The following is a 25,822-nucleotide window of genomic DNA, read 5'->3' as shown; positions in this document are numbered from 1 at the left end:
CGCCTCGTTTCGAAATCGGCTAGCCTCGGCAGGTCGCATGGGAACGTCTCGGGCGGAATTCTCGAGACGTAAAAGCCGAGGAACTGCTGGGAATGACTGGACAACTGCGCAAGAATTTTAGCCTTTCAGCGATCTTTGCTCTGACCGCCGCCGCTCCCGCTCTGGCGGCGGACATGGCAGCTCCGACCATGCCGCTCGAGGATGGCTGGAAATATCAGGCTTCGCTCTACGGATGGGCGACCGCCTTGAACGGGGATGTGGGCATCCGCGGCCTGCCGCCGGCGCATGTCGATCTCAGCGCCTGGGATGCGATCCAGCATCTGGATGGCGCGTTTGCCGGATCGCTGATGGCCAGCGACGGCAAGTGGCTGCTGTTTGCCGATTTCATGTACGGCAAGGTAAAGGCTGATTACAATTTCGAGCGATCGTCCGGGACCGCCGATTTCGAGCAGGAACAGTACCTGCTCACCGCTCTCGTTGGACGCCGTATCCCGCTCAATGTCGAAAATCTTCAGCTGTTTGCCACGGCCGGGATACGCTACCAGCACTACAAGGCACAGCTGTCGATCGATCCTGCCCGCTTCCGTTCGGTCAACAGGGACGGTTCCAAGGACTGGGTCGATCCGATCATCGGCCTGTCGATGCACTACGACTTCACACCGAAGTGGTTCCTGGATGCGATGGTCGATATCGGCGGCTTCGGCGTCAGCTCTCACTTCACGACGCAGGACACCGTTGCCGTCGGCTACAACTGGAACGACAAGATATCGTCCACGCTTGGATATCGCGTTCTCTATACGGATTACTCGAAGAACGGCTTCACCTACGACACCACGCAGCACGGCATCATCTCAAGCCTGATTATCCATTTCTAGTGGCTGGTTTGGGAGTATCAAGGATCTTCGACCTTGTTGGCATCGATGGTGCCGCAGTGCTCGAAGGATTCTCTCCTTCCATAGGTAGGTTACCGTAACATACGGCAAAGGGCCCGCGACCTCCGCATTTCTTCGGCGGGCAGGCCGCTTCCGCACCAGGATCAGGGTTGTCCGGACTGTACGCCACGGGCAGGCAAGGGGTCTGTAACAGTAACGTACTTCCGTTCACGCGCGGCGTTTGCAAGTCATGTCGTCGAAACTTGCACCCATGGATAGGAGCGATGCATGCGAAGCAGACTAACCGTCATTGGCGTGACGACACTTGTCGCCTTTCTCAGCCTTTCCACCGTCGTACGTGCCGACACCATCAGCTATGCCGACGCCGTAACGACGCTGGCAAAGGATTGCGGCGCGGACATCAAGAAGTTCTGCAGCGGCCTCAACCTTGGAAACAACGCGATCACCAATTGCCTGCAGAAGAATACGGCCAAGGTCTCGCCGACCTGCACGTCGACGCTGGCTACCGTCATCACCTCCATCAAGCAGCGCCAGGCGGCGCAGATTGCCTATTATACGGTCTGCAAGCGCAACATGGCTACCACCTGCAAGGGCGTGAAGGGTGACGGCAACATGCTGTCCTGCCTCATCAAGGCCGAGCGCATGACCGGACCAAAATGCACCCAGGCAATCACAGACGCGGGATGGCGGTAGAAGCATGGTTGGAACAGGGGAAATGAAAATGTCCGTTCGTCAAATCAGCGCCGCTCTCATTGCCGGCATCATGCTTCTGCCCGTATCCGTTTCCGCCCAGGAAGTGTCGCAGCAGCAAATCATCACCAGTCTCGACAATGCCGGCAAGGTCGCGCCGAAGATCGACGTCCTATTGCTCAAGCAACAGGCGGCGGCCAATCCAGCCGGAAGCGCAGCAGGCCTGCCGGACTGGAGCAAGCTCGCCCAACTCTCGCAGCTGGTCGTCGAACTGAATTTCGTCAACAATTCAGTTGCGATGGAACCGGAATCCTATCGCACACTCGGTCTGATCGCCGACGCACTGCATCATCCAAATCTGTCGCGATACTCGTTCCTCATTGTCGGGCACACAAGTTCCACAGGCGATGCGAAGCACAACCTCCAGCTCAGCGAAGATCGCGCCAACGCCATCAAGGAAGCCTTGTCGACGACCTTCGCCATTAAGCCCGAACGCCTGTTTGCGGTCGGAGCAGGGCAGGAATATCCGATCGACACCGCCAACCCCGCCTCTGCGGTCAATCGCCGGGTTCAGCTCTTCAATCTCGGTCTATTGAAATGAGGGCAGAGAGACCTCACGTCTCCTGATCGGGCAGGGACTAGCCGCCCCGATTGCATCGTTGGTCAGCGTTCCACGCGCTCCCGGCTTCAGGGCATTGCTGCTTCGCCGATCTGCGTTGATCTCCTGATGGTGACCGGTATGCCCTTATAGGCGGGCGTCCCGGACCTCCGGTCGTGATCGGACAGGGCGATAACCCGGTTCATCTCCGGATAATATCCAGCAACCGAGCCCTTTGGGATATCATAGGCGACCGCGGTGAAGCCTGCGACCGTCCGGCCGGAGGCTCCGTCGGCAGACCTGAGGCCCTCCACATCGATCCGATCTCCATCCGCAAGACCACGCGCGGCTAGATCATCGGCATTCATGAATATCACGTCTCGGCGACCGAAGACGCCACGATAGCGGTCGTTGAGGCTGTACACCGTCGTGTTGTACTGATCGTGGCTCCGCAGCGTCGTCAGCACGAGTACATCTGGGCTCGTAAGGCGCTCGTCTTCCTCCAGGCCCGGGGCGACCAGGAAATTGGCCTTCCCGCTTTCGGTGTGCCATTCGCGATAGGTTGCGGGGACGTCCAGACGGAAGCCACCGGGCTTGCGGACCCGCACATTGAAGTCCTTGAAGTCTGGAAAGACGATCTCGATCTTGTCACGGATCCTGCTGTAGTCGCCGATCATCCCGTCCCAGTCGATGCTGTGCCTGGTGCCAAGCGTTGCCTTGGCAATGCCGGCGATGACGGCAGGTTCGGACATCAGGTGGTCGCTCGGAGGCTTCAGGAAGCCGCGAGACGCGTGAACCATCGACATCGAGTCCTCGACTGTCACCGACTGGGGACCGTTCTTCTGAATGTCCTGATCGGTACGCCCGAGGATCGGCAGGATCATCGAAGTCTTGGCAATCAGCAGGTGGGAGCGGTTCAGCTTCGTCGCGAGATGCACTGCCATGTCGAGTTTGCGCATGCCCGCGAATGTCGCGTCTCTATCGGACATCGCCACTGCCAGGTTGCCGCCGAGACAGATGAGTGCCTTGGACCTGCCGTCGATGATCGCCTTGATGGCCTCCACCGCGTCATGCCCCTTTTCGGCAGGCGGTCGGAAGCCGAATGCACGCTCCATGCCATCGAGAAGCGCCTTGTTCGGAATCTCGGTGATGCCGACGGTGCGGTCGCCCTGGACGTTCGAGTGACCACGGAGAGGGCAGAGGCCCGCTCCCTGCCGGCCCAGGTTTCCACGCAGCATAAGAAAATTGGCAAGCTGCTGGACATTAGCCGTGCCGTTGCTGTGTTGTGTTATCCCCATCCCGTAGCAGAGGATGACGTTCTTGGAATTCAGGTAGACCTCTGCCGCGCTCTCTATAGCTGAACGTTCGAGGCCCGACTTCCTGACGATCTGCTCCCAGCCCGTCGCCATGACGTCAGCTTTCAACTCGTCGATCCCGACGGTGTGAGCTGCGATGAATGCACGATCGAGCAGGCCGCTGCCGCCCGCGGCGAGGTCTTCCTCGTCCCGTTCGAATATCCGTTTCATCAGGCCCTTGAGCGCCGCCAGATCGCCCCCGGGCTTGACCTGATGGTAGGCCGAGGCGATCGGGGTCGAGCTGAAGGTTGCCATCTCGACCGGATTCTGCGGCGCGGCAAACTTTTCGAGCGCGCGCTCCTTCAGCGGGTTGAACACGATGATCGGGACGCCGCGCCTGGACGCCTCATGTAACGTCGTCATCATGCGGGGATGGTTCGTCCCAGGGTTATGGCCGAAGCTGAAGATGGCGTCGGCGTGATCGAAATCCTCGAGAGTCACCGTGCCCTTGCCGACGCCGATGGATTTGGGAAGGCCGACGGACGTTGCCTCATGGCACATATTGCTGCAGTCGGGGAAATTGTTCGTACCGTAGGCGCGCACGAGAAGCTGGAATAGAAAAGCTGCCTCTTTCGACGCGCGTCCGGAGGTATAGAACTCCGCAAGGTTCGGATCCGGAAGCTTTCGGAGTTCGTCGCCGATCCTCTCGAAGGCCTCCGCCCATTCAATGGCGACGTAGCGGTCGGTTGCAGGATCGTAGATCATCGGATGTGTCAGACGGCCCTGATCCTCGAGGTCGTGATCGGACCACGTCCAGAGGTCGGCTACCGAATTTCTTGCAAAGAATTCAGGATCCGCGCGTTTCGAGGTGGATTCCCAGGTAATGGCCTTTGCACCATTCTCGCAGAACTCAAACGATGAGGTATGCTTCGGATCCGGCCAGGCGCAGCCGGGGCAGTCGAACCCGTCCGGCTGGTTTGCCTTCAGAAGCGTCATGGTTCCCTGCGCCATAACCTGCTGATGCGCTAGCGTCTTGGCGACAGCCCGCAATGCGCCCCATCCTCCGGCCGCTGACGTGTAGGCTTCTATTCCCTCGGGTCGCTTCTTGGTCATCACGCTCTCCAGAGTTAGGCCACCGGGAAGAATACCGCGCGGCTGCAAGCGGCGCAACGCACGGCTCAGAGCGTAGCCGGACTGGACCTCGACTTACCCTTGGGCGGATGTGGTCGTGAACATGACCCCGTCCTAGCGATGTAAAAACGAATACAAGGTCGCGGCGGCGACAAAAAGCAGGATGGCCATTAAAGCCAATGTCAAAACCTGCCGATTGGCGGCCGACAGCACGCGGGGCGGCACCCCATGCTTAGAACGTGCGCGATGCGCTCGAACGAGAGCCGGCTTCGAGCGGGAAGAATTCGTTTTCTCAGTCATCTCCACCTCCGTGTCGAACATGTAGGCAGACGCAGCAGCGGCGCCGAAGCGTGGACGAAGACAAACAGGCGTCTTGTCGTCGGGAACGATGAAGCCGTAGCCGCTATTCCGATTGGATTATTTAACAACGCCAGCCCCCATCTACCGTCCCTCTATCGAGTGTGCGCTCAACAAAATGGAAGGATCTTCCGATTTTGACAAGAAGGGAAGAGGAGTTTCGCAGCTGTCACGTACGTATCGAGCAGCCCGGTTTTGCTGAAACAAATGATAACCTCGGCATCGCCGGCGATACCACCGTGCTCTACACGACGACGGTGCCGAGATAGCCTCTGGGCGGACGGGCGCGATGATAATTGTCGAAGCACGCAAAGGTTAGATTGTGCATTCTTACTCAACAATAAATTGATTTTATTCTGAACGATCGACCGTGTCCCTGCGTTCAGTGGTATGGATATGAAAATCTGGAAATTGTCAGTGACGTTGGAGGTCCCCGCCCGCGGGGAGTATCGCGTCGTGTGGAGCGCGCTTGAGGCGCTTGACTGTCTGATGTCGAACTGGCGCGGTGATGGCGGCGTGCTGCATCGTCAGGCGCTGAACGCATGCCTGGCGGTCTTGGATAACGGCAGGCCGACGGACTTTGCGCGCGACGCATTTATTGCCGCAGCAGATGAGTCTCATATCGCAATCCGTCCGCCACGTTCTGCATAGCCAAGTGAGGATGTCAGGCTATTCAGCCTGCCCGAAGGCTATTCCGCAAACGCTATAGGCGAACGTCGCAAAGACAGACATCCTCATTCTAAAAACCGATTTCCAGCCAACAAGTTCCCTGCGTTGAAAACTAAGCGAAACGTCTCGATAAGGTCGCGGCTGCAAAGATGGCTGCAGCGTCCGCGGATTGATCGAGACGTGTTGGCAACACCATCGTACAATGGATTTCTCCCTGGATTCCGCCAACTCTCAGCGATCACAGGCCGACTTTGTTCTAAGGCGGTCGTCGCTGATAGTCGCCCTTTGACGCGTCCGCGTCGGAGCATGATGGAATTGGCCCAAGATCTGTCGCGTTTGCTGTTGGCAGATTCAACCTAGGAGAAGAACGATGAGTCCAAAAATCCTGATGGTCCTTACGTCGCACGACATCCTTGGCAACACGGGACGAAAGACCGGCTTTTGGCTGGAGGAGTTTGCGGCACCTTATTTTGTTTTCAAGGATTCCGGTGCGAAGATTACGGTTGCCTCGCCTAAAGGAGGACAGCCGCCCATCGACCCCAAGAGCGATGAGCCTGAAAGTCAAACACCCGCGATGACCCGATTCAAGGCGGACAAGGCTGCTCAGGCTGTGCTGGCCAGCACCGTCAAGCTCGCGGATGTCGATGCGGCCGAGTTCGATACCATCTTCTATGTGGGGGGACATGGCCCTATGTGGGACCTCGCGGAAGACAAAAAATCCATCTCCCTGATCGAAAAATTCTACGATTCGGGAAAGCCTGTTGCGGCCGTTTGTCATGCACCAGGCGTCCTGCGCCACGTCAAGCACCGAGGCGAACCGCTGGTCAGGGGAAAGCGCGTCACCGGCTTTACGAATTCCGAGGAAGAGGCCGTTCACTTGACGACTGTCGTTCCGTTTCTCGTTGAGGACGAGTTGACGCGGCTGGGTGCCAAATTCGAGAAGGTCGCGGACTGGCAGCCTTTTGCCATAACTGACGGTCGCCTCATCACGGGGCAAAATCCGGCTTCATCGACCAGCGCCGCTCGCGAGCTCCTGAAACAGCTCTGAGCTGGATGCACGCCTCCCAAACCGACACCAAAGGCCAATAGACCTCTGGTGCCGGTAGGCGCATGTTCGTCGCGCGTGAAGCCGTCGAAAGGGCCGCCGCCCAGCCGGGAAGTGAGCAACGTGTCGCATTCAAGAGGAAGGCAGCTTTATGAAGGCGACCGCTCCACGCATCCGCTTCGCTGGATCCGAGCTGGGCCGCACTCGTCACGTCTGCGCATTTTTCCACAGCGCGGACGAGAGCTATCGTGTCTTGATGCCATTCATCAAGGAGGGCTTCGAATGCGGACACAAGGCGCTTCACGTCATCAACCCGGGTAGTCGCGCCGCGCATTTGCAACAGCTCTCAGCCGCTGGGATCGATACGAACGTCGCCGAAGAAACCGGACAGCTCGAGCTGCGGACAAACACCGAAGCCTACCTTCCGGATGGGCAATTTGACCAGGACCGGATGGTGGAGGTCTTCGAGGGGCTGGCGAGTGAGAGCACGAAAGGGACATTTCCGCTCAGCCGAATTATCTGCCAAATGGATTGGGCCGCGGAAGAGCCATCTTGCATTGGCGATCTCGTTGAGTTCGAAGCTCGCGTCAATGACGTGTGGTGCAATCACGACCATGCAGTAGTCTGCGTCTACGACCTCGCCAAGTTTGGTGGAGACACTGTGGTCGATATCATACGGACCCATCCGATGATCATCATCGGCGGACTGCTGCAGGAGAACCCCTTCTTTGTCCCCCCGGCACAGTTTCTTGACGAGCGGCGTAAACGGCGAGCGAGCCAGGTGATCTCCCCGGAGACGTGATCGGATATCCCGGATGACGCAGCAGTATCAGCAAGCTGATAAGGAGAATGAACGCCTTCGGCGCTGCATGAGCGATCTCGTGAGCCTCTCGGCGCTTCCCGCCATGTGGGTCGGTGGCGACCTCTCACGGATCGGGCATGTGTTGCTGGACGTTCTTTCGGCAATGCTGGATGTCGATTTCCTCTATGTCAGACTTCTCGATCACGATGGCCGCACGGCGATCGAGATGGCACGGACGACGGAGCTCATGCGGGTAACGAAGCCGTCCGACATTGGCCGTGCACTTTCTCTGTCACTCGGAGATGTGGCTACGGATTGGCCGCAAACGGCAAGAATAAGCGTCGAAAACGTCATGCTCTCAATTGCGCAGGCTCAACTTGGGATGAATGGGCAGGCCGGCGTTCTCGTCGCGGGAGCTAACCGTTTGACATTCCCGGTCCAGGCAGAGCGCCTGCTGCTGAACGTCTCCGGCAACCAGGCAGCCATTGCTGTCAAGGAAGCCCATTTGCTGATTGGGCAAAGGCAATACGCAGCCGAGCTGGACAGGCGTGTGGCGGAGAGAACGGACGAGCTCGCAGCAACCAATCGAGATCTCAGACTGGAGATCGCCGAACGGCGACGCATCGAGGAAGCCCTTCGCGACAGCGAAAACAGTGCACGCACGATCGTCGACAGCCTCGCTGGCCTTGTTGCTATACTCACGCCAAGCGGCGACGTAGAAGTCGTCAACAGCCAGGTCATAGAATACTGCGGCTCAGCAATCAGCGAGTTCAAGCATTGGGGCGAAAACGAGACGCTCCATCCTGACGATCTACCTGATGTGGCGCAGAAGTTTACGAATGCGATCACCTCCGGCGAGGCATACGACTTCGAAGCGCGCATCAGACGTTTTGACGGCGTGTATCGATGGTTCCAGGTTCGTGGCCTGCCATTTCGGGATGCGGACGGCGTCATTGTTCGCTGGTACGCGCTACTGACGGATATCGATGAGAGAAAGCGCGCCGAGGAGAGATTGCGCCGCAGTGAAATGCTTCTTGCCGCAGGTGAACGGATCAGCTTGACGGGCACCTTTTCATGGCGGATCGACACCGATGAAATTCTCTTTTCAGAGGAGCTCAATCGCATCTTCGAGTTTGACGGCGATGTCGCCGTAACCGTCGATCAGATCACGAGTCGCGTTCTCTCCGAGGACCTCCCCTTGCTTGCGGAAAGGATGGAGCAGATCCGAAGCGGCCGGGATAATCCCGAGTACGAAATCCGGTTGAGAGGTTCGGACAACGGCATCAAATACGTGCGCGTCGTCGGCCGCATCATTCGCCATGGGGACGGCCGGCTCGAGTGCCTGGGAGCAGTTCAGGACATAACGCAGCGCCGGCTTGCCGAAGAGGCCCGCGATGCGATCCGATCGGAACTTGCGCACTTCACAAGAGTGATGAGCCTCGGAGAACTGACCGCTTCGATTGCCCATGAGGTCAACCAGCCGCTTTCGGGGATCATAACAAACGCGAGTACCTGCCTGAGAATTCTTGCTTCCAATCCTCCAAATGTTGCCGGTGCTATTGAAACAGCGCGCCGCACGATCCGCGACGGCAACCGCGCAGCAGATGTGATCTCGCGCCTTCGAGCACTCTTCCGAAAGAGAACGGCGGTAATCGAGCCAGTTGACTTGAACGAGGCAGCTCGAGAGGTTGTCGCGCTGCTGTCGAGTGATCTTCGAAGGGCTCGTATTCAACTGACCATCGAACTCGCCGACGATCTGCCATACGTCGGCGGCGACCGGGTTCAGCTTCAGCAAGTCATCATGAACCTTCTACGCAACGCTGTGGACGCCATGATCTGCGTCGACGATCGCCCCCGACGCCTGCTCGTTCGAACGGAGACCCACGAAGGGGAGAGCGTCCGGATGAGCGTACGGGACACTGGCGGGGGATTCGGACCAATAGAGGCAGAGCGCCTTTTTGACGCGTTCTATACCACGAAGAGTGAGGGAATGGGCATTGGTCTGTCCGTCAGCCGTTCGATCATAGAAAGCCATGGGGGACGAATCTGGGCTGCGGCGAACGATGGCTCAGGCACGACAATGATATTTTATGTCCCGCGGTATCCGGGGGCGAGCGAACAGGTTTTGCGATCCGTTGACCCGAAAAACGTGCTAGATTGGGCGGGGAAATCATGAACGTTTCACACCCGCTCGTTGTCGGTGACGACGAGTCGGTTCGCGAATCCTTGCCCAACCTGCTGATGGAGTTCGGGTTCAGGGTGCAGTCGTTTTCGTCGCCACGAAGCTGACCGAGAGCCATTGCTCGAGCAAGGCGCTACGGAATGCCTCTTCAAACCATTCAGCGATTCCGATCTTCGAGAAGCGCTTGAGCTTGTTTTTGTATCTCATTGACTTTCACCAAGTCTGGCCATGCCAAGGAGGTATCGCATGTACAGGGAATTGATGACTGCACCCTGCGGGGTGCCGATGCCAGTCGCACAGACCAACGGTGGACCAACAGTCTTTGTCGTCGACGACGATATCTCCGTGCGAGAGTCGCTCGAATTATTGATCGGAGCCGCAGGCTGGCGACCGCAAATATTTAAATCCGCGAATGAGTTTCTCTCTTTTCCGCAGACCGCGGCTCCTAGTTGCCTTGTGCTTGACGTCAATCTGCCGGATCTCAGCGGACTTGATCTTCAGCAGGTCATTGCCGTTGAACGAAGCGAAATGCCTATAATTTTCATCACGGGCTTTGGAGATGTTCCAATGTCTGTCCGGGCGATGAAGGCGGGGGCCGTTGAGTTCCTCATCAAGCCGTTCAACGACGAGGTTCTGATAGACGCAATCCAGGACGCACTTGACCGCAGCAAAGTTGCGCTTGGCCAACAGGCGGAAATTCGCAAGCTTCGCGCCCAATACGACTCGCTTAGCCCACGCGAGCGGGAGGTGATGGCGTTTGTCGTATCGGGCCTGTTGAATAAGCAGGTCGCATTCGAGCTTGGGATCAGTGAGATCACGGTCAAGGCACATCGGGGCCAAGTGATGCGAAAAATGAAGGCGCGCTCGCTTCCCGATCTGGTGAACATGGGCGCAACGCTCAGCGTCGCAAGCTGCAGCTAACCTCGTTCCAGCCTTGTCGTGATACCCGGCTGTGTCCGCGGGACTACCTTCCTCGAAGACCGTGACTGAGCCTTCATTGCATCAATGCCGACGGCATTCGACGAGGCGAGCTGAAGGTGTCGGGGACACCATCGTACAATAGACTTGCATGTCGTTCAGTCGTTCTCTGTCGCGGACCTCAGACGCGAACTTCTGCCCAGGATCATAGCTCCGGCAGCCTAAAGCTGGCTGCAGGCTTCCGTGTGCGCTGCGTCGCGGGGCCTTTCGTCAAGGCATACTCGGCAGATGGAAGGAGACCAGAAATGGAAAGCCGTAAGACAATTCTCATCACCGGAGCCTCTCAAGGCATTGGTGCGGGCCTCGTGAACACCTTTCTCCAGCGAGGGTACAATGTCGTCGCCACATCGCGCCGGGTGACCGCATCCCATGCATTTGCAAACTCCGATAAGCTTGCTTTGGTGGATGGCGACATTGGGGATGCGGCGACCGCGAGGAGCGTCGCAGGGGCAGCGATAGAACGCTTCGGTTCGATCGACGCACTGGTCAACAATGCAGGCATTTTCTTCACGAAGCCGTTTCTGGATTACACCGTAGACGACCTGCGAAAGCTGTCCTCGACGCATCTGGAGGGCTTCATTCATCTCACTCAACTGGCTGTAAGGCAGATGCTGGCCCAAAAAAGCGGCGGCAGCATCGTCAGCATTACGACATCGCTCGCAGACCATCCTATCGCAGGTGTCAACGCCTCGGTGGCGATGATGACGAAAGGCGGGATCGACGCCATTTCAAAGAACCTCGCGATGGAGTTCGCTCGAGACAAGATCCGGGTGAATGTGGTCGCTCCAGGCATCGTCGATACGCCGATGCACGACAATGATCCCAAGGACTTCCTGAAATCACTGTCTCCGATGGGGACGATTTCCAGTGTCGAGGAAATTGTCGAGGCCGTCTACTTCCTGACGGAAGCACCGCACATCACAGGGGAGGTGTTGCACGTCGATGGCGGCGCACATCTGGGCAAGTGGTGAGCGGCGGCCAGAGCCCGCGGGCAAATGCAGATGAGCAGTTGCGCCGTTTGGGAATTGAGCTTCCTCCACCGCCGACGCCTTTTGGAACATATGTCGAGGCGGTGCAGTCAGGGCGCCTGCTGTTCCTCAGCGGCATGGTGCCGGTCGTGGGGCACGAGCCACAGTTCATCGGTCGCGTAGGCGGCGAATTGACTGTCGAGGCCGGCTACGCAGCCGCGAGGACCGCATGCCTGAGCGGCCTTGCTGCTATCAGATCTCATCTCGGCTCGCTGAACAGGGTCAGCCGCATCCTCAAGCTCGGCGTGTTCATCGCTACGCAGGGAGACTTTCGCGAGCATCCGAAGGTTGCCGATGGCGCCTCGGAGTTGCTGCTTGCCATCTTTGGCCCCGAACGGCTCCCGACACGGATCGTGCTGGGCATGGCAAGCATACCTTTGGGCATGCCGATCGAATTGGAGCTGCTGCTCGAGATCGACACATAAACCGCTCGAAACGCTTGACGATCACGCCATGCAATCGGGTCTTGCAGGCGACAGCCAAGACAACCAGTGAGGATATCATGTCCAACCAGATCACTACGGCGATTGCCGTCACAAATTCTGTATCTGCTCCACGCTTCATCAAGAATGTTGCGTTCTCGACCGTCCTGGCTGCATTGATCTCCGCGCCTGCTTTGGCGGGGCAGGTAGCCACACCGGTCTCGGCAACCGCACAGGCGCAGACCCAATCCGGAGACGTGCCCGTCACGAAACGCGAGATACTCGTGGAGCACAAGAGCCCCGAATACTGGCGCGTCACGTTTGACAATCCGCCGTTCAATATTTTCGGTCCCGAAACAATACCCCAGCTCAATCAGGTCATCACCGCGATCGAGACGGACCCTCACGTCAAGGTGGTTGTGTTCGACAGCGATGTTCCGGGGTTCTTTCTCACGCACTACGACTTTGTCCCTCCGCTGTCGGCATCGACCGGGCTGCCTTCCGGACCGACCGGCCTTCACCCGCTTCCGGACATGTTGGTGCGTCTGAGCCGCGCACCGGTCGTGTCGATCAGCTTGGTTCGCGGGAGAGCGACTGGGGTGGGAAGCGAGCTTGCGCTCGCAAGTGACATGCGTTTCGCCAGCCGCGAAAAGGCCATCTTTTCCCAATGGGAAGTGGGCGCTGCATTAGTGCCCGGCGGTGGACCGATGGCCCGGCTTCCGCGGCTCATGGGTCGCGGACGGGCGCTGGAGGTGTTGCTTGGCTCCGACGATATCAACGGGGATCTTGCCGACAAATACGGCTACGTGAACCGATCGCTTCCAGATAGCGAACTCGACGGCTTCGTGGACACGCTTGCGAGACGCATTTCAAAGTTCGACAAACAGGCGATCGGCGATACCAAGCGGCTTGTTGATTTCGCGAGCTTGCCATCCGACCCGGAAATCGGAGCAGGCTGGGATGCGTTCATCACGTCCGTCCAGCGTCCGCAGGCGCAGGCGAACATTTCGAAACTCATGAAGATGGGTCTGCAGACCGATAGCAAAATCGAAGGAAAACTGGGCTACTACACCGAAACGCTGGCAGATCACTGAAGTCCTGTTTTTTGCAAAGGATAGGCCGCGAAGGTATCCCGTCAGATGACCATCGAGCCCAGTCCGGCTGCAGTTCGCCGGGCTTCAGTCCCCGGAAACACTACGACGTGCCGGCAACTCCGGAGCCCCGCACCGAAACGCTCCGCCCACGTCCTGCTTCGCCTGGGTGAAACGAACCACCGACCGATGGCGGGGGCTATGGTTTTTACTGCGTCGGAAGCGTAGGCTCGAGGCGGCGAAGACGGCGCGCTCAGGCGTGGCGCCTGATGTCATCTTTGAGGGACGCCGTCGGATCATGGACTACGAAGTCCTCGTTCTAAAAGGCTTGCTCGACTCCCTTCTAGGCGGGCTGGAGCTTGATTTTGCCTGTCTCTTCCTCAACGAGGCGGTTTGGGGCGAAATCTCCGAAATGGTGCGGTGCTCGACAGACGTCACCCCTGACGACATCCGCGCCAGCCTTGATCCATTGCGCGCGCTCAGTCCGGACGAGTTCCCATTGGGCCTCTCCGTCTGTGACATTACACTGGCGCTTCACGTTATCGCTCTCGGCAATAATGGAGGGTTCGGCAGGCTTGTGGTCGGTTCAAGACGAAGCGGGTTCCCGCTGAAAGAAGAGAGACTGGTCCTCGCTCATGCCGTGCGTCAAGCGACGATCGGATTGGAACAGGCGAGGGAGTCACGCCATTTTTTGCTGAACGACATTGCCGGGAGTGTGGCCTCCCCAATCGCTTTTCCGAAGCCGAAGGCCGATATCGAGGTGATCAATCGTCGACTCATGGATTTTTTCGGCAAGGGTCCCGACGGGGCGGACCCCTGGAAAGTTCCCGATCTGGCTCGTCGGGAAGATCTTCGAGATATGATCGCTGCCCAAGGTGCGCTTCGAGATCCGGAAGGAAACATTCTTCGCTGGCTGGAACTCATCATAGATATCGATGGCCGCGAGCGCGCTGAGGACGCGTTGAGAGCGAGAGAGCTCCACCTGCGACAGTTGACTGAGACCATCCCATTCATGCTGTGGAGCGCCGCGCCAGATGGCAACATCGACTATTTCAACTCGCGACTCCTTGAATTCACCGGATTGGCAGCCGAGCAGGCACGGGGCTTTGGATGGCTGGTAGCTGTCCATCCGGAAGACGCCGAGCGGACCCGCCTGACTTGGGAGACCGCGGTCGCGACCGGAGAACCCTACGAAATCGATGTGCGAATTCGAGCAGCCGACCAGACGTACCGATGGCTACTGATGAGCGCTCTTCCGCTTCGCGACACGCAGGGTCAAATCCTCAAGTGGTATGGCGGGATCGTAGATATTCATGACCAGAACGAGGCGAAGGAGGTGCTGGCAGCCAGCGAGAGGAGGCTGCAGCTCATCCTCGATACCATGCCGGCCATGGTTTGGTCGGCGCATTCCGACGGACGGGGCGACTTCGCAAACGAGCGCTTTCGCAGCTACCTCGGTCTTTCGACGGAAGAGGCGCGAGATTGGGGTTGGACCGCGGCTGTTCACCCCGACGATTTGCCGGGACTTATGGATAGCTGGCAGGCGATGATGGAGGCGACCGGCCCTGGAGAGTCTGAAGCAAGGTTGAGGCGCTTCGATGGGAAATATCGCTGGTTTCTTTGTCGCGGAAATCCCTTCGTGGATGCATCGGGCAATGTCAAATGGTTTGGGGTCAACGTCGATATAGATGACTGGAAGCAGTCGCAGGATGAGCTACGGGAGGCTCACGCGGAACTTGCCCACATGACGCGTGTCATGGCCATGGGGCAGCTCACTGCAGCGATCGCCCACGAGCTCACCCAGCCCTTGTCCGGCATAATGACCAATTCCAGCACGGGCCTGCGCATGCTGTCCGCGGAGCCGCCCAATGTGACAGGGGCGAGGGAAACCGTGCGGCGCACAATTCGGGACGCTGATCGTGCGTCCGAGGTAATCAACAGGTTGCGGGCGCTCTACAGCAGGAGCGATCCGGTGGTGGAGGTGGTGGACCTCAACATGATTGCTCGAGAGGTCGTTGCATTTGCGTTGAACGAGTTGCGGAGAAACGGGGTTAGCCTGCGGATCAATCTGGCAGACGGTCTTCCGCCCGTGATGGGCGATCGCGTCCAGTTGCAACAGGTCATTTTCAATTTCATAAAGAACGGCACGGAGGCAATGAACGGAATTGTCGATCGTCCTCGCGATCTGGAGATATCGACCGCGTGCGAGGAGGTTGGCCACGTCCGCCTTGCTGTCAAGGATGCGGGAGTTGGCTTCGATCCCGTGATGTCCGACAAGCTGTTCAGCCCCTTTTTTACGACGAAGACGAATGGCATGGGCGTGGGCCTGTCGGTTAGTCGCTCGATCGTCGAGAACCATAATGGGCGCCTCTGGGCCGAAGCGAACAATGGACCCGGCGCGACCTTCGCATTCTCGATTCCCTCGCGTGCCGGCAACGGTCTGGCTTCAGATGGAGCGATGGCATGAAGAATCGCGGCCTCATCGCGATTATCGACGACGAGTCCGTGAGGGAATCTCTGCCGGATCTTCTGGGTGTGCTTGGGCATGGGCTATGGCCTATGCTTCCGCGGAAGACTATCTGGCGTCCTGCCTGCTGAAGCCATTTAGCGAATTGCAGTTGATCGACGAGCTGGCGACTGCACTGGAGTCGCGGCCGCAATCCTGACGCCGAGCGCAGCCCTAGAACAGATCTCCTTGAGCGCCATTGTCAGGCATCGGCCGGCCGCCGTGGCCGAGGCGTTGTAGTGCGGTCCGGGCGAGATCTTTGGTCAGCTCGCTCGCAGTCATTGGGCGCGCCAGCTTTGCAGCTTGTCCGGCCCAGAGATTGGTGAAGTCTCCACGCCCGTTTGCCTCGTGGTGGGCACGCAAAGGCGACAGCGCTGCTCCTGCGGTAGGGAAGGGTGGAACAAGATCAGACAGGTGACCGGCTTCGAGCATGATGCGATTGACGATGCCCCTGGCCGGGCGGCCGGTGAACACGTTGGTGATCGCGGTGTTGTCATCCCTGGCGGTCGCAAGCGCCGCGCGATGAACATCGGGTATCCGTGCTTCGGTGGTGAAGAGATAGGCAGTGCCTATCTGTGCGGCGGAAGCCCCCAGCATGAAGGCGGCAGCGATACCGCGCCCGTCGGCGATCCCGCCCGCGGCAATGACAGGCACGTCGACCGCGTCGACTATCTGTGGAACCAGCGCCATTGTTCCGACTTGCGTCGCCATGTCGTGGGTAAGGAAGTTGCCACGGTGACCACCAGCCTCGAGGCCCATTGCAATGATGGCATCGACCCCCCGATCGGCCAGCCAACGAGCTTCGGCAACCGTCGTCGCGGAGGATATGATCTTCGCACCCGTGTTGCGTACGCGTTCCAGCAGGTTCGTTTTCGGCAGTCCGAAATGGAAACTGACGACCTCCGGCCGGAATTCCTCAAGCACCGAAAGGAAGGATTCGTCGAACGGAGCGCGCCCGGCGGCGGTAACGGCAGCATCCGCATCCAGCCCCGCTTCGAGATAATATCGGGAGAGGTAGGACCGCCAGGAAGTCTGCCTGTCAGGGTCGTCCGGCGGCGTGGTGTGGGCAAAGAAGTTGAGGTTGATCGGCCGCCCGGTGCCGGAGCGGATCAGACGAAGCGCGTCGCGCAGTTGCTCGACTGAATATTGCGCGGTCGCGAGCGACCCGAGGCCGCCGGCCTCGCTGACGGCAATCACCATCTCCGGTGTGGTTGCCCCGGCCATCGGGGCCTGGACGAGCGGAATATTGATCCCGAAGAGGTCTGTGATCTTTGTATCTGGCCAAACGCTCATTGCGGTCCCTTTCAGGTAAGACATGACTTCACTCGATATTCGTTCGATCCATGTTTCATGCTGGTCCGGCCGTGCACCAGAACTCGTTAGGCGCCACGTATTGGCAAGGCCGACGTCAGTTTGATCTTCTGCATGGGTATATCAGTTTTGACGCTTTGTACGCCCCTGATGCGCGTCAGATGGTCCATCTGGAACCGCCTGTAGTCATCCAGGTCGGCCGCCACAATCCGCAATAGGAAGTCGCAATCGCCCGCCATCAAATGAGTGTCACCTACGCGACGCGCCTCGGAGGCTATGTGTTCCTGCGAAACCGAAACTTCAGCCCGCGTTTCGCAGATATGTTGGAAAGCGCACCGGGATGCGTTCTGATCACGGTCATCGCTCCCCATTTCGTAAGCGAGCGTCCGGCCGATCTAGCAGCACTTGCGATAACGGTGGCGGCTGCCACCCGCCTGCCGCTGTTGCCGACTGTCCTGATCGGGGTCGGCGCGGCCGCTGCATTGCGGTACGCAATGGGATAAGCGCCCGATCCTTCAGTTCGGGATGGCGCTTGGATAGTTCGGCTGCGAGGTGGGCAGTTGGCCCAAAGCCACCCCACATCCAGATGCCCAGGAGGGACCGCGGTGGGGGGAATGAGGTCGTTCGCCTCGATCATCGTGGCCCAGCCGACTGGCTCGCACGACCGCGGTGACCAGAGTGGTTGCTAACTGGGACCGCGCTGCCTAGCCAAAATCCAGGGTCCATGCTATTTTTACAGCAACCTCGAAGGTGCAATCATGCGCGGCTTGCTGGCATCAGTAGCGTTGATTTTCGCGGCGACAATGGCGGCGGCGGGTGATCCCTTGTTCGATGCCGTTGCAGGTGGAGATACCGCCGCCGTCGAGCAGGCCCTGGCCGCGGGTGCCAAAGTCGATACTCGGGCGCGCGACCAGGCAACGCCTCTCATCAATGCCGCTCTCGCAGATCAGCTCGCCATAGCCGAATTGCTGATCGAAAAAGATGCCGATGTAATGGCTCGGAATTCGGGCGGCTTTACGCCGCTTCATGCCGCGGCCTTTTCGGGCAGCTTGCCGATCAGCAAGCTGCTGCTCCACCACGGCGCGACGCTCGATGACGCGGCCAATAAAGCGGGTGTGACGCCGCTGATGGTAGCCGGCGAGGAAAACCACGTCGCTCTCGCCACGTTTCTGCTCGCTGAAGGGGCTAACGTCAGTCACGCGGAAGTTCACGGCTACACGCCGATCTTACGAGCGCTCTGGAAGGGCAACACGGACATTGTCCGGCTGTTCAAGCGGCATGGCGCGACATGCCCTCCGGCTAGCCGCATCGGCGAGGAAGATTACGCAAAGTGCATGAAAATCTAGCATTGAATAGGAGGCACAGATGAATCCGGTGACCAGAAGCGATTCCGTGCGAGGGACTGGTGGCTTTGCGGCGATCTTCGTCCTTGCCGTGGCGGCGGTTGTCGCAGGACCGCCGGCTCTCGCCGACGACTCGGTAAACACAGGGTATTTCGGCGGCGTGGCGATCATGGGATACGATCCCGTAGCCTACTTCACCGATGGCAAAGCAGTGAAAGGTTCAGAGAAATTCTCCTATGAATGGCTGGGGACGCCGTGGTACTTCGCTAATGCCAATCACCGCGAAATGTTCATCAGAGAGCCGATCAAATATGCACCTCAGTATGGCGGCTATTGCGCCGGCGAGGTGGCTCTCGGGTCGGTCACGGTCAATGTCGATCCAGAAGCATTCAAGATCATCGATGGCAAGCTTTATTTGATCTACGACAAAGGATCGGCTGACTCGTTCGCCGCCCATGCAACCGAAGCGGTGCCGAAGGCCAATGGCAACTGGCCAAAGGTCGCAGCCGTTCTCGAGTTGGATCAGTATCACTGAACCTGGTTCGACGCCGCGTCTATTTGACGGGCGAGAAATAGAAGACCTTGGTCGAGTTCACGTAAACATAGCTGGTGTAATCGGGTAAATTGGTACGCCTGTAGACCAGACCGCAATCGGCTCGACCAAATGCACTTTCACTCTGCTCACAGAGCATGTCCCCCTCGACAAAAACCGTCTCGGTGATCATCTGCGTCGCCGAGCGGAATGCGGCCCTGCCATCGGGGTCGATCTGCATGAGTACTGGGTTTCCCGACGGCGCGGTCTTGCCCCGCAGGAGTTTGCCCATGACGGCGCTTGCGATTTCGTCGCCTTTCAGCCGGTCATGCTCGTCGCCCTGGAATCCGAACGGCCAATTTGGCAGGCCGGCCTCGCGAAGAGCATCGATGATGTACGCCAAATCCTGCTGATTGCGGAAATGGGCTAGGGTGATCCGCCAGGCCGCCAGGCAATCGCGCCCTGCGAGAAGGCGCATTCCTTCGGCGACAGCCGCATGGGCATCATCAAGGCGACCGGCACGGACATAGGCTGCCGCGAGGGGGGTGACGAAATCGCCGTTCCCCGGGGAAGCATCGCGAGCGCGTTCGAAATTATCGATGGACTTCACGTTGTCGCGCAGCAGATAAAAGACGAGGCCAGCGGTGTATCGGTCGATCGCGGAGAGGTTCGGATCGTGCCTGAGCGCCGTCTCCACGGCCGCAGCAGCTTCGACCTGATTACCGGAAAACAATTGAACGAATGCGACCGCCATTTGTGCTTCGGCATCGGCGGGAGTAAGTGACACTGCCTGCTGCGCAGAGGCGATCGCCTGCTCATAGCGGCGGTCCACGACCTGTATGACGGCAAGAACGGCGTACGGCGATGAAAGATCGGGATTGAGTGCCAGCGCGCGGCTCGCCTTGTCATAGGCCCTTTTCCGCGCCAATGCGCTCTGGAGAACGTCGTCGTAGGCGCTTCGCCAGACATAGGCGGTAGCGCGCGCGTCGGCCGCGAAAGCCTGTGCAAAATTGGGGTCCAGCGCCTCCGCCTTGTCAAAAAGCGCCAATGCCTCCAGCATCCGGGAACGGCGGCCGGTGCGCGTCGCCTGTTCGGCACGCAGGTAGTAGTCGTATGCTTCGAGATTTGCGGTCGGCGGACGGGCGCTCCACTCCGCATCGGACTGCGTCAGTTTCAGGCCGAGCGCTTCGGTAATCTGCCTGCTCATTTCGGCCTGCAAAGCAAATACACCTCCCGCGGCGCGGTCAAATCGGTTAGCCCACAGATGGTCGCCATTTGCGGTATCGATAAGTTGCGCATTGACACGAATTTGATCGCCGGTCCGCTGTACGCTGCCCTCGATGACAAAGCGGACACCGAGATCACGGCGGATGTCCGCCAACACGAGAGCCTTGCCTTTGTAGGCAAACACCGAATTGCGGGCGATGACGTCAACGTCCGAACGCTTGATGAGATCGGTGATCACGCTATCGGTAATGCCATCGGTGAAATAGTCCTGGCCGGGGTCGCCACTCAAATTGGCAAACGGCAACACCGCGACGGATAGCCGTTGTGGCGCGAACGACCATTGCCACGCCAGAGCGATTGCGGCGGCCGTTATCATCAGCGCCGCGAGCGTAGCCAGGATGATCGCCCGTCGGCGGGGCCGGCGAGTGGCGACGACCTTGCCCGCCTCAGAGGGGTCGAGCAGAACGCGATAGACGCGAACCGGATCGGCTATGTTCTTCAGCGCCTGCTCACCGAGAGCCGAGAAGCCGACATCGGTCTTATGCACAGCGTGGTCGAACGCGGTGCCGGATATGAAAATCCCGCCGGGTTGGGCAATACCTTGCAGGCGCGCGGCTATGTTGACGCCGTCGCCGTAGATGTCGTCGCCTTCGACAATGATGTCGCCAAGATTGACGCCAATGCGAAACTGAATTCGCTGTCTCTCAGAGACGCCCTGGTCGCTGTTGGCCAGTTTACGCTGGATCACGGCGGCACACTGGACTGCGTCCACAACGCTCGCAAACTCAACGAGCGCACCGTCGCCCATGAGCTTGATTATCCGGCCGTGGAACTCCTCTATTGCGGGATCCACCAATTCCCGGCGGCAAGCCTTCAACCGCTCCAGCGTGCCGCCCTCATCCTCTCCCATGAGGCGGCTATAGCCGACCACATCGGCAGAAAGTATCGCTGTGAGCCGCCTCTCCATGTCCCTGCCCAGCCTTTCGATGTCGCAAGCGAGCCGGTTACCTTACCACGTCGAAGGGAGGCAGGCACCGCAGCCTCACTTTTCATGCCCACCACCTTGAAAACACGATGAGCAATCGAGTTGCCTGCAAGAACTGACTGCCTTGATGGAGAAGGCTGCGAAGGCGTCCACAAACCTGGCTGACACAAGGCGTGGTTGGCCAACGGCAGCCATGGCCAAACTGCCGAGTTGAGTGTGGAAGCAAGGGGAGGACATCGATCCTTTTCGAGCCAACTCGGCAGGCCCCATCTCCGGATAATCGTCAACTGCATTCATTTCGGGGCGTTATTAGGCACCACCTAATAGTCCATTCCAAACTGCGACATTCGGCATGCCCATCGCCGGGCGTATTCCTTTCCTCATGACCAATCGGTCGACGATGACCTGTTTGGCCCGCCCGCAATCGGATTGACGACGCGACCAATGCTTGTCGATCAGGACGAACGAAAGGAAACACCATGCCTATTTCCAAGTGGAGCGCGATCGCAGCCGTCAGTCTTGTATCGATGACCTCGCGTGCCCATGCCGACGACGAGCCGAAGTATGGATCGGACATTTCGGTCGCGACTGCGAAAGTGATTGCCGCTGCAGCCGTCAAGTCATGCGGCGACCATAACTGGCCGATGGCAATCGCCGTCACCGACACGCACGGCGCCCTGGTCTACTACGAAAAGATGGATGACACCGAGCTCGGCAGTGCCCAGGCCGCGGTGGAGAAGGCTGCTTCGGCTGCCCTGTACAAACGCCCAACCCGTGCTTTCTACGACGTTACCGCGAAGGCTGGCCCGTTCATGCTGACGATGCCCGGCGTTCTTGCGGCACCCGGCGCTTGGCCTGTCCTCAAGGACGGCAAGATTATCGGCGCTCTCGCTGCTAGCGGCGGTACTGGCGACCAGGACGATGTCTGCGCCAAGGCAGGCCTCGCGGCCCTGTAAGTCGCTGTAGATCGTTGCGCCTGCGTTCCCTCCCGAAGGAATAACAGCATGTTCAAATTTGATAAATTGGACTTCTTCCTGGTTGCGATCATGATCGCCACGCCAATCACGTATTTCAACGGCCCGGACATCGCGACTACCCAGGCAGCAGCGGAACAGTTCAGCGGCAGCAACACGGATGTTCGGACGATCCTTGCCTATAATGTCTCGAACGACGCCCTGACTAAATTCCTTCCCGACGGATGGGAATTGAGCCCGTTCAAGGATGGCCCTTCCGCAGGTGCGAATCTTCAGATCGAGTTCGTCGATCAGCTCTACGCGACTGACCCGGAAGGGAAGGTCGGTGCCCCGTATCGCTACGTCCTCTTTGGCATTCCGGTCCACAAGAAGGGGAGCAGCGAGGAGGTGTTGATGCTTTTCGACGGCTTGTCGCGTGGCGGTGCTGGCCCTTATCAGATCGCGGAAAAGGCTGACGATGAGGTATCGCGCTCCGTGAAATACGGCTCACAGCCGACCACCGTTTCCGAATCCTGGAGGTTCGAGGGCGGCGGCGAGATGGCCTCTCTTCAGACCGAATTCGAGCGCGGTGCGCTTGAGTCTGAAAAAGCAGACAGTCACGTCTACTCGCAGCTAAAGCCGACCTTCTCTCGCATCTACAGGTATGACGAAGGCGCCGATGTCGTCCAGGCTGGTGGCGAGAAGTCGCCTCGTCTTCACTCCTATAGCTTCAAAGCTGAAGGCGGAAAGCTGTCCGCGATCTTCAACGGTTCGGAGAAACTCGTTTCAGTGGTTTCGCTCCCGGTCTACTCGCGCGACATCTACTTACCGGCTCCCTGAATTAATTCGCGGCAGCTCCCTTGCAGGACGGCGAACCTGCTGCTGCCGCAAGTGCCGCAGGCCGACCATTCCCCCGCGTCGGCCTGCGGCTGTTTCTGTTCCGCAACCACCATATCCGAGCGAGCCAATGACCGATCACCATCCACGAAAACTGCGAACGCTTGCTGCTGAAACAGCGATGATCCTGGGAGGCTTTCTTTTTGGAACATCGGAATTTTCGGCCATGGGCCTTCTTCCTGATGTGGCGAAGGCAAATCATGTGACCATAGATGTCGCTGGGGCCTCCGTGACTTCGTATGCTCTCGGCGTTGTCGTCGGTGCTCCAGTCATTGCGGTCATCGCCGCCCGGGCGCCGCGGCAGTTGTTGATCCTGATACTTCTGGCAATCGGCGCTTTCGGAAACATCCTGACCTTCTTTGCTGGAAACTTCAGCATGCTGGTCGTGACGCGTTTCGTGTCAGGTCTACCGCACGGAGCCTACTTCGGTATTGCCGCACTCATAGCCGCCACGATGGCGAGCCACGGCGAAAGAGCGCAGGCTGTAGCCCGCGTGATGATGGGGCTGAGCTTGGCCAATCTGCTTGGCTCACCTTTTGCAACCTTCGTCGGAGAGCATACTACCTGGCGAGGCCCCTATTTGCTCATGGCTGCCTTGGCCGTCATCGCGGCTCTAGGCTGCCATCTGACAATCCCGAAAATGCCGACGGCGGAGGGCTCAGGCCCGCTCCGGGAACTTGGCGCTCTGGCACGGCCGCAAGTCTGGCTCACCGTGGGCATAGGCTCGATAGGGCTTGCCGGGCTTTTTGCAGTCTACACATATCTGGTTCCTACCTTGGTCACGGTGACAGGCATAGCGGAGGGGAACGCTCCATTGTTCCTCGTAGTGATCGGATTTGGAATGTTTGTCGGCAACTTCCTGGGCGGATGGTTGGCCGACAAGGGTGTGATGCGGGCGCTTGGGCTTTTGCTGACTTTGAACGTTGCTGTGTTCGCCTTATTCTTCTTCAGCGTTCACAGCGTGCTCATGATATCGGTCGCAGCTTTCCTGGCAGGACTAGCAGCGCTTGCGTTGGTCGCCCCTTTGCAGGCCCGCCTGATGGATGTCGCAGGGCATGCCCAAGGTCTGGGGGCGATGTTGAACGGCTGTGCCATCAACATCGCGAACGCTCTCGGAGCCGCACTCGGCGGGGCCGTCATTGCGGCTCATTTCGGACCGGCCTCGACGAGCCTCGTCGGTGTCGTCATGGGCGTGGCTGCACTGGTAATCTTCTTCATTTCTCTGCGACTGGAAAAACGTCGTCCGAGAGACGTCTCACTTGCCTGATAACCAGCCGGGTCCAGGTTTGTTGTCTCTCATGAACTTTATGAAAGCATCCAGGGCGGCAGGTAGCTGCCGCCTGCTAGGGTAGAATAGGTAGATGCCAGAAACCGGTGAATTCCATCCCTCAAGGACCTGGACAAGTTCACCCGCAGCCAAAGCATCCTTAACCAGGACCTTTGGCATCAAGCCAATTCCGCCTCCACCTTGAACTGCCGAAGCGAGCACTCTCAAATCGTTGGCGACGAAGTGCGCCGCGGTTGTCGTCTCCACTTTCGCGTCACGGTTCGTCAGCGTCCATGGCCTAACCGTCCCATCCCACGAGGACCGCAAGCGAACGCACCAATGGTTCGTGAGCTCGTCGGGCGACTGGGGCGCGGGACGATCTTTGAGGTAATCTGGTGACGTCATCAACACCTCATCGAAAGGCTCCACGAGGCGCACCGCAATCATATCCTTTTCGATCCGTTCACCCACTTGGATACCGGCGTCGATACGGCTTTCGACAAGGTCAACGTGAAGATCGTCGACAAGCAGTTCAAGTTCGATTTCGGGATGAGCCACAAGAAACCGACCGATCAACGGCCCCACAAGGATAGTCGATGCGGTTCGAGAGCCGAGAATGCGCAGGCGACCGCCGGTCTCGCTGCGGAACTTGTTCAGCCCGTCTAGGACGTTGCCTAAGTTATCAAGCAGCGGCTCCAATGAGGCTAGAAACTCGGCTCCTGCATCCGTGAGGGAAACGCTGCGGGTGGTGCGCATCAGAAGCCGCACCCCGATCTTCTCCTCGAGGCCACGAAGGGTTTGGCTGAAAGTGGGGGCCGAAACACCGAGACTGGCTGCTGCTCGCGTAAAATTAAGCTGTCGTGCGACTTCGACGAATGCCACAAGCTCGCGCATCTCTGGTTTGTACAAAGGCAGTCCCTCAACTTGAGAGAACGGAGTTGGAAATTGCTCGACAGCCTCCACGATGTCACGGTGGTTTGTCGCCAGGCTAAGGTCAGGCCTCAGGAGCCATACGCTCGATCCAGCGGGCGAAATGAGCGGCCCAATTGTCCAGAAAAGCCTTGGTCGACTCGTTGACGACGTTGAGGTCGCCGTCAAACATGTCGTCCTTCCAGGACAGGTAAACCTCCGGCTGCCCCATCGTGACGACATGAATAGCCGCCAGTACGGTCCGCAACTGGCTCTGGCCTACCGCCGATCCAATCGCGCCGGGAGATGTCCCGACCACAGCACCTGGCTTTCCGGAAAAGACATTCTGGCCATAGGGACGGGAGCCCCAATCGATGGCATTCTTCAGAACTGCGGTGAAGGACCTGTTATACTCGGGCGATACGAAAAGTACCCCGTCCGCCTCAGCCAAGCGCCGCTTCAGTTCGGATATAGCTTCGGGCACATTTTTCCAAAGGTCTTCGTTGTAAAGCGGAACGTCGGAAAGATCGACAATGTCGAATTCCAGGCGGTGCTGCGCTAGTCGAGCCAGCACCTCGGCAAGCTTCCTATTGATGGAATCGCTGCGAAGCGAGCCGACCAGGACAGCAACCTTTTTCATTTCTCTCTCCTTGGTGAGAGGTTATCGGACGCACTATCGCGTTTGCTGGCATAAGAAATACAAACGTGCTA

26 protein-coding genes are annotated in these 25,822 nt (G+C 58.7%); 18 read left to right on the top strand and 8 right to left on the bottom strand.

Annotated features, from left to right (window positions below):
* The first annotated feature begins 92 nt into the window (after positions 1-92).
* The 3 genes from CPY51_RS00235 to CPY51_RS00225 all read left to right on the top strand — a co-directional run bounded on the left by CPY51_RS00235 (position 93) and on the right by CPY51_RS00225 (position 2,184).
* Complete coding sequence (locus CPY51_RS00235) at positions 93-875, top strand: hypothetical protein (protein WP_244598380.1); 783 nt, start codon at positions 93-95, stop codon at positions 873-875.
* 285 nt (positions 876-1,160) lie between these two features.
* Positions 1,161-1,586 carry a hypothetical protein gene (locus CPY51_RS00230; RefSeq protein ID WP_111158058.1) on the top strand — a complete coding sequence of 142 codons (426 nt, stop codon included), beginning with the start codon at positions 1,161-1,163 and terminating at the stop codon, positions 1,584-1,586.
* A 28-nt stretch (positions 1,587-1,614) separates the two neighbouring features.
* Positions 1,615-2,184 (top strand): OmpA family protein, encoded by a 570-nt coding sequence (locus tag CPY51_RS00225; RefSeq protein WP_244598379.1) that lies wholly within the window; start codon positions 1,615-1,617, stop codon positions 2,182-2,184.
* Between the two features lie 86 nt (positions 2,185-2,270).
* On the opposite strand, the gene CPY51_RS00220 is transcribed toward CPY51_RS00225, so the two are convergent.
* On the bottom strand, positions 2,271-4,589 hold the full coding sequence (locus tag CPY51_RS00220) for an FdhF/YdeP family oxidoreductase (RefSeq protein ID WP_111158056.1): 2,319 nt from the start codon (positions 4,587-4,589) through the stop codon (positions 2,271-2,273).
* 132 nt (positions 4,590-4,721) lie between these two features.
* A complete protein-coding gene (locus CPY51_RS32170; protein WP_146260060.1) occupies positions 4,722-4,907 on the bottom strand; it encodes a hypothetical protein in 186 nt (61 codons plus the stop codon).
* Positions 4,908-5,360: 453 nt separating this feature from the next.
* Here CPY51_RS32170 and CPY51_RS00215 point away from each other — a divergent pair, with 453 nt between their 5' ends.
* From CPY51_RS00215 to CPY51_RS00200, 4 genes are all read left to right on the top strand, one after another.
* Positions 5,361-5,615, top strand: a complete 255-nt coding sequence (locus tag CPY51_RS00215) for a DUF982 domain-containing protein (RefSeq protein ID WP_195909375.1) — start codon at positions 5,361-5,363, stop codon at positions 5,613-5,615.
* 388 nt (positions 5,616-6,003) lie between these two features.
* Entirely contained in the window at positions 6,004-6,681 is a 678-nt protein-coding gene (locus CPY51_RS00210; protein ID WP_111158054.1) for a type 1 glutamine amidotransferase domain-containing protein, read from the top strand.
* Between the two features lie 148 nt (positions 6,682-6,829).
* On the top strand, positions 6,830-7,480 hold the full coding sequence (locus CPY51_RS00205) for an MEDS domain-containing protein (RefSeq protein ID WP_111158053.1): 651 nt from the start codon (positions 6,830-6,832) through the stop codon (positions 7,478-7,480).
* 67 nt (positions 7,481-7,547) lie between these two features.
* A complete protein-coding gene (locus CPY51_RS00200) occupies positions 7,548-9,656 on the top strand; it encodes a PAS domain-containing sensor histidine kinase (RefSeq protein ID WP_195909374.1) in 2,109 nt (702 codons plus the stop codon).
* Positions 9,657-9,734: 78 nt separating this feature from the next.
* Here CPY51_RS00200 and CPY51_RS33885 read toward each other — a convergent pair whose 3' ends face one another.
* Complete coding sequence (locus tag CPY51_RS33885) at positions 9,735-9,869, bottom strand: hypothetical protein (protein WP_338049376.1); 135 nt, start codon at positions 9,867-9,869, stop codon at positions 9,735-9,737.
* A 54-nt stretch (positions 9,870-9,923) separates the two neighbouring features.
* Here CPY51_RS33885 and CPY51_RS00190 point away from each other — a divergent pair, with 54 nt between their 5' ends.
* The 5 genes from CPY51_RS00190 to CPY51_RS00170 all read left to right on the top strand — a co-directional run bounded on the left by CPY51_RS00190 (position 9,924) and on the right by CPY51_RS00170 (position 15,648).
* On the top strand, positions 9,924-10,583 hold the full coding sequence (locus CPY51_RS00190) for a response regulator transcription factor (protein WP_111158600.1): 660 nt from the start codon (positions 9,924-9,926) through the stop codon (positions 10,581-10,583).
* A gap of 302 nt (positions 10,584-10,885) precedes the next feature.
* Positions 10,886-11,611, top strand: coding sequence for an SDR family NAD(P)-dependent oxidoreductase (locus CPY51_RS00185; protein WP_111158051.1), 726 nt, complete (start codon positions 10,886-10,888; stop codon positions 11,609-11,611).
* Positions 11,608-12,093: a RidA family protein gene (locus CPY51_RS00180; RefSeq protein WP_420820648.1), complete on the top strand. Its 486-nt coding sequence runs from the start codon at positions 11,608-11,610 to the stop codon at positions 12,091-12,093. Before CPY51_RS00185 ends, CPY51_RS00180 begins: the two co-directional genes overlap by 4 nt.
* Before the next feature lie 77 nt (positions 12,094-12,170).
* Positions 12,171-13,184, top strand: a complete 1,014-nt coding sequence (locus CPY51_RS00175) for an enoyl-CoA hydratase/isomerase family protein (protein ID WP_111158049.1) — start codon at positions 12,171-12,173, stop codon at positions 13,182-13,184.
* A 295-nt stretch (positions 13,185-13,479) separates the two neighbouring features.
* Positions 13,480-15,648, top strand: a complete 2,169-nt coding sequence (locus CPY51_RS00170) for a PAS domain-containing sensor histidine kinase (protein WP_111158599.1) — start codon at positions 13,480-13,482, stop codon at positions 15,646-15,648.
* A 213-nt stretch (positions 15,649-15,861) separates the two neighbouring features.
* Here CPY51_RS00170 and CPY51_RS00165 read toward each other — a convergent pair whose 3' ends face one another.
* The gene (locus tag CPY51_RS00165) at positions 15,862-16,980 is read right to left on the bottom strand and encodes an NAD(P)H-dependent flavin oxidoreductase (protein ID WP_111158048.1); all 1,119 of its coding nucleotides are present in this window, start codon (positions 16,978-16,980) and stop codon (positions 15,862-15,864) included.
* A gap of 86 nt (positions 16,981-17,066) precedes the next feature.
* Entirely contained in the window at positions 17,067-17,237 is a 171-nt protein-coding gene (locus CPY51_RS00160; RefSeq protein ID WP_206607224.1) for an Lrp/AsnC ligand binding domain-containing protein, read from the bottom strand.
* A 3-nt stretch (positions 17,238-17,240) separates the two neighbouring features.
* Here CPY51_RS00160 and CPY51_RS00155 point away from each other — a divergent pair, with 3 nt between their 5' ends.
* The 3 genes from CPY51_RS00155 to CPY51_RS00145 all read left to right on the top strand — a co-directional run bounded on the left by CPY51_RS00155 (position 17,241) and on the right by CPY51_RS00145 (position 18,876).
* Entirely contained in the window at positions 17,241-17,501 is a 261-nt protein-coding gene (locus CPY51_RS00155; protein ID WP_111158047.1) for an AzlD family protein, read from the top strand.
* Positions 17,502-17,756: 255 nt separating this feature from the next.
* Entirely contained in the window at positions 17,757-18,344 is a 588-nt protein-coding gene (locus CPY51_RS00150) for an ankyrin repeat domain-containing protein (RefSeq protein ID WP_111158046.1), read from the top strand.
* Positions 18,345-18,363: 19 nt separating this feature from the next.
* The gene (locus CPY51_RS00145; RefSeq protein ID WP_111158045.1) at positions 18,364-18,876 is read left to right on the top strand and encodes a YHS domain-containing (seleno)protein; all 513 of its coding nucleotides are present in this window, start codon (positions 18,364-18,366) and stop codon (positions 18,874-18,876) included.
* Between the two features lie 19 nt (positions 18,877-18,895).
* Here the strand turns inward: CPY51_RS00145 and CPY51_RS00140 are convergent, their stop codons facing one another.
* Entirely contained in the window at positions 18,896-21,067 is a 2,172-nt protein-coding gene (locus CPY51_RS00140) for an adenylate/guanylate cyclase domain-containing protein (RefSeq protein WP_111158044.1), read from the bottom strand.
* A gap of 497 nt (positions 21,068-21,564) precedes the next feature.
* On the opposite strand from CPY51_RS00140, the gene CPY51_RS00135 reads away from it, so the two are divergent.
* From CPY51_RS00135 to CPY51_RS00125, 3 genes are all read left to right on the top strand, one after another.
* Positions 21,565-22,041, top strand: coding sequence for a GlcG/HbpS family heme-binding protein (locus tag CPY51_RS00135; protein WP_111158043.1), 477 nt, complete (start codon positions 21,565-21,567; stop codon positions 22,039-22,041).
* Positions 22,042-22,089: 48 nt separating this feature from the next.
* On the top strand, positions 22,090-22,878 hold the full coding sequence (locus CPY51_RS00130) for a hypothetical protein (protein ID WP_111158042.1): 789 nt from the start codon (positions 22,090-22,092) through the stop codon (positions 22,876-22,878).
* Positions 22,879-23,005: 127 nt separating this feature from the next.
* A complete protein-coding gene (locus CPY51_RS00125) occupies positions 23,006-24,202 on the top strand; it encodes an MFS transporter (protein ID WP_111158041.1) in 1,197 nt (398 codons plus the stop codon).
* Here the strand turns inward: CPY51_RS00125 and CPY51_RS00120 are convergent.
* Both CPY51_RS00120 and CPY51_RS00115 read right to left on the bottom strand, forming a co-directional pair.
* Positions 24,191-25,165, bottom strand: a complete 975-nt coding sequence (locus tag CPY51_RS00120; RefSeq protein WP_244598378.1) for a LysR family transcriptional regulator — start codon at positions 25,163-25,165, stop codon at positions 24,191-24,193. The genes CPY51_RS00125 and CPY51_RS00120 overlap by 12 nt on opposite strands.
* A 31-nt stretch (positions 25,166-25,196) precedes the next feature.
* Complete coding sequence (locus CPY51_RS00115; RefSeq protein ID WP_111158039.1) at positions 25,197-25,751, bottom strand: NADPH-dependent FMN reductase; 555 nt, start codon at positions 25,749-25,751, stop codon at positions 25,197-25,199.
* Between the last annotated feature and the right edge of the window lie 71 nt (positions 25,752-25,822).

The sequence above is a fragment of the Arminella tubonensis genome, assembly GCF_003240585.1.
GTDB classification, from domain to species: Bacteria; Pseudomonadota; Alphaproteobacteria; order Rhizobiales; family Rhizobiaceae; genus Rhizobium; species Rhizobium tubonense.
The sequence above is the reverse complement of the archived record's forward strand: the minus strand, read 5'-3'. Positions and strand labels throughout refer to the sequence as shown.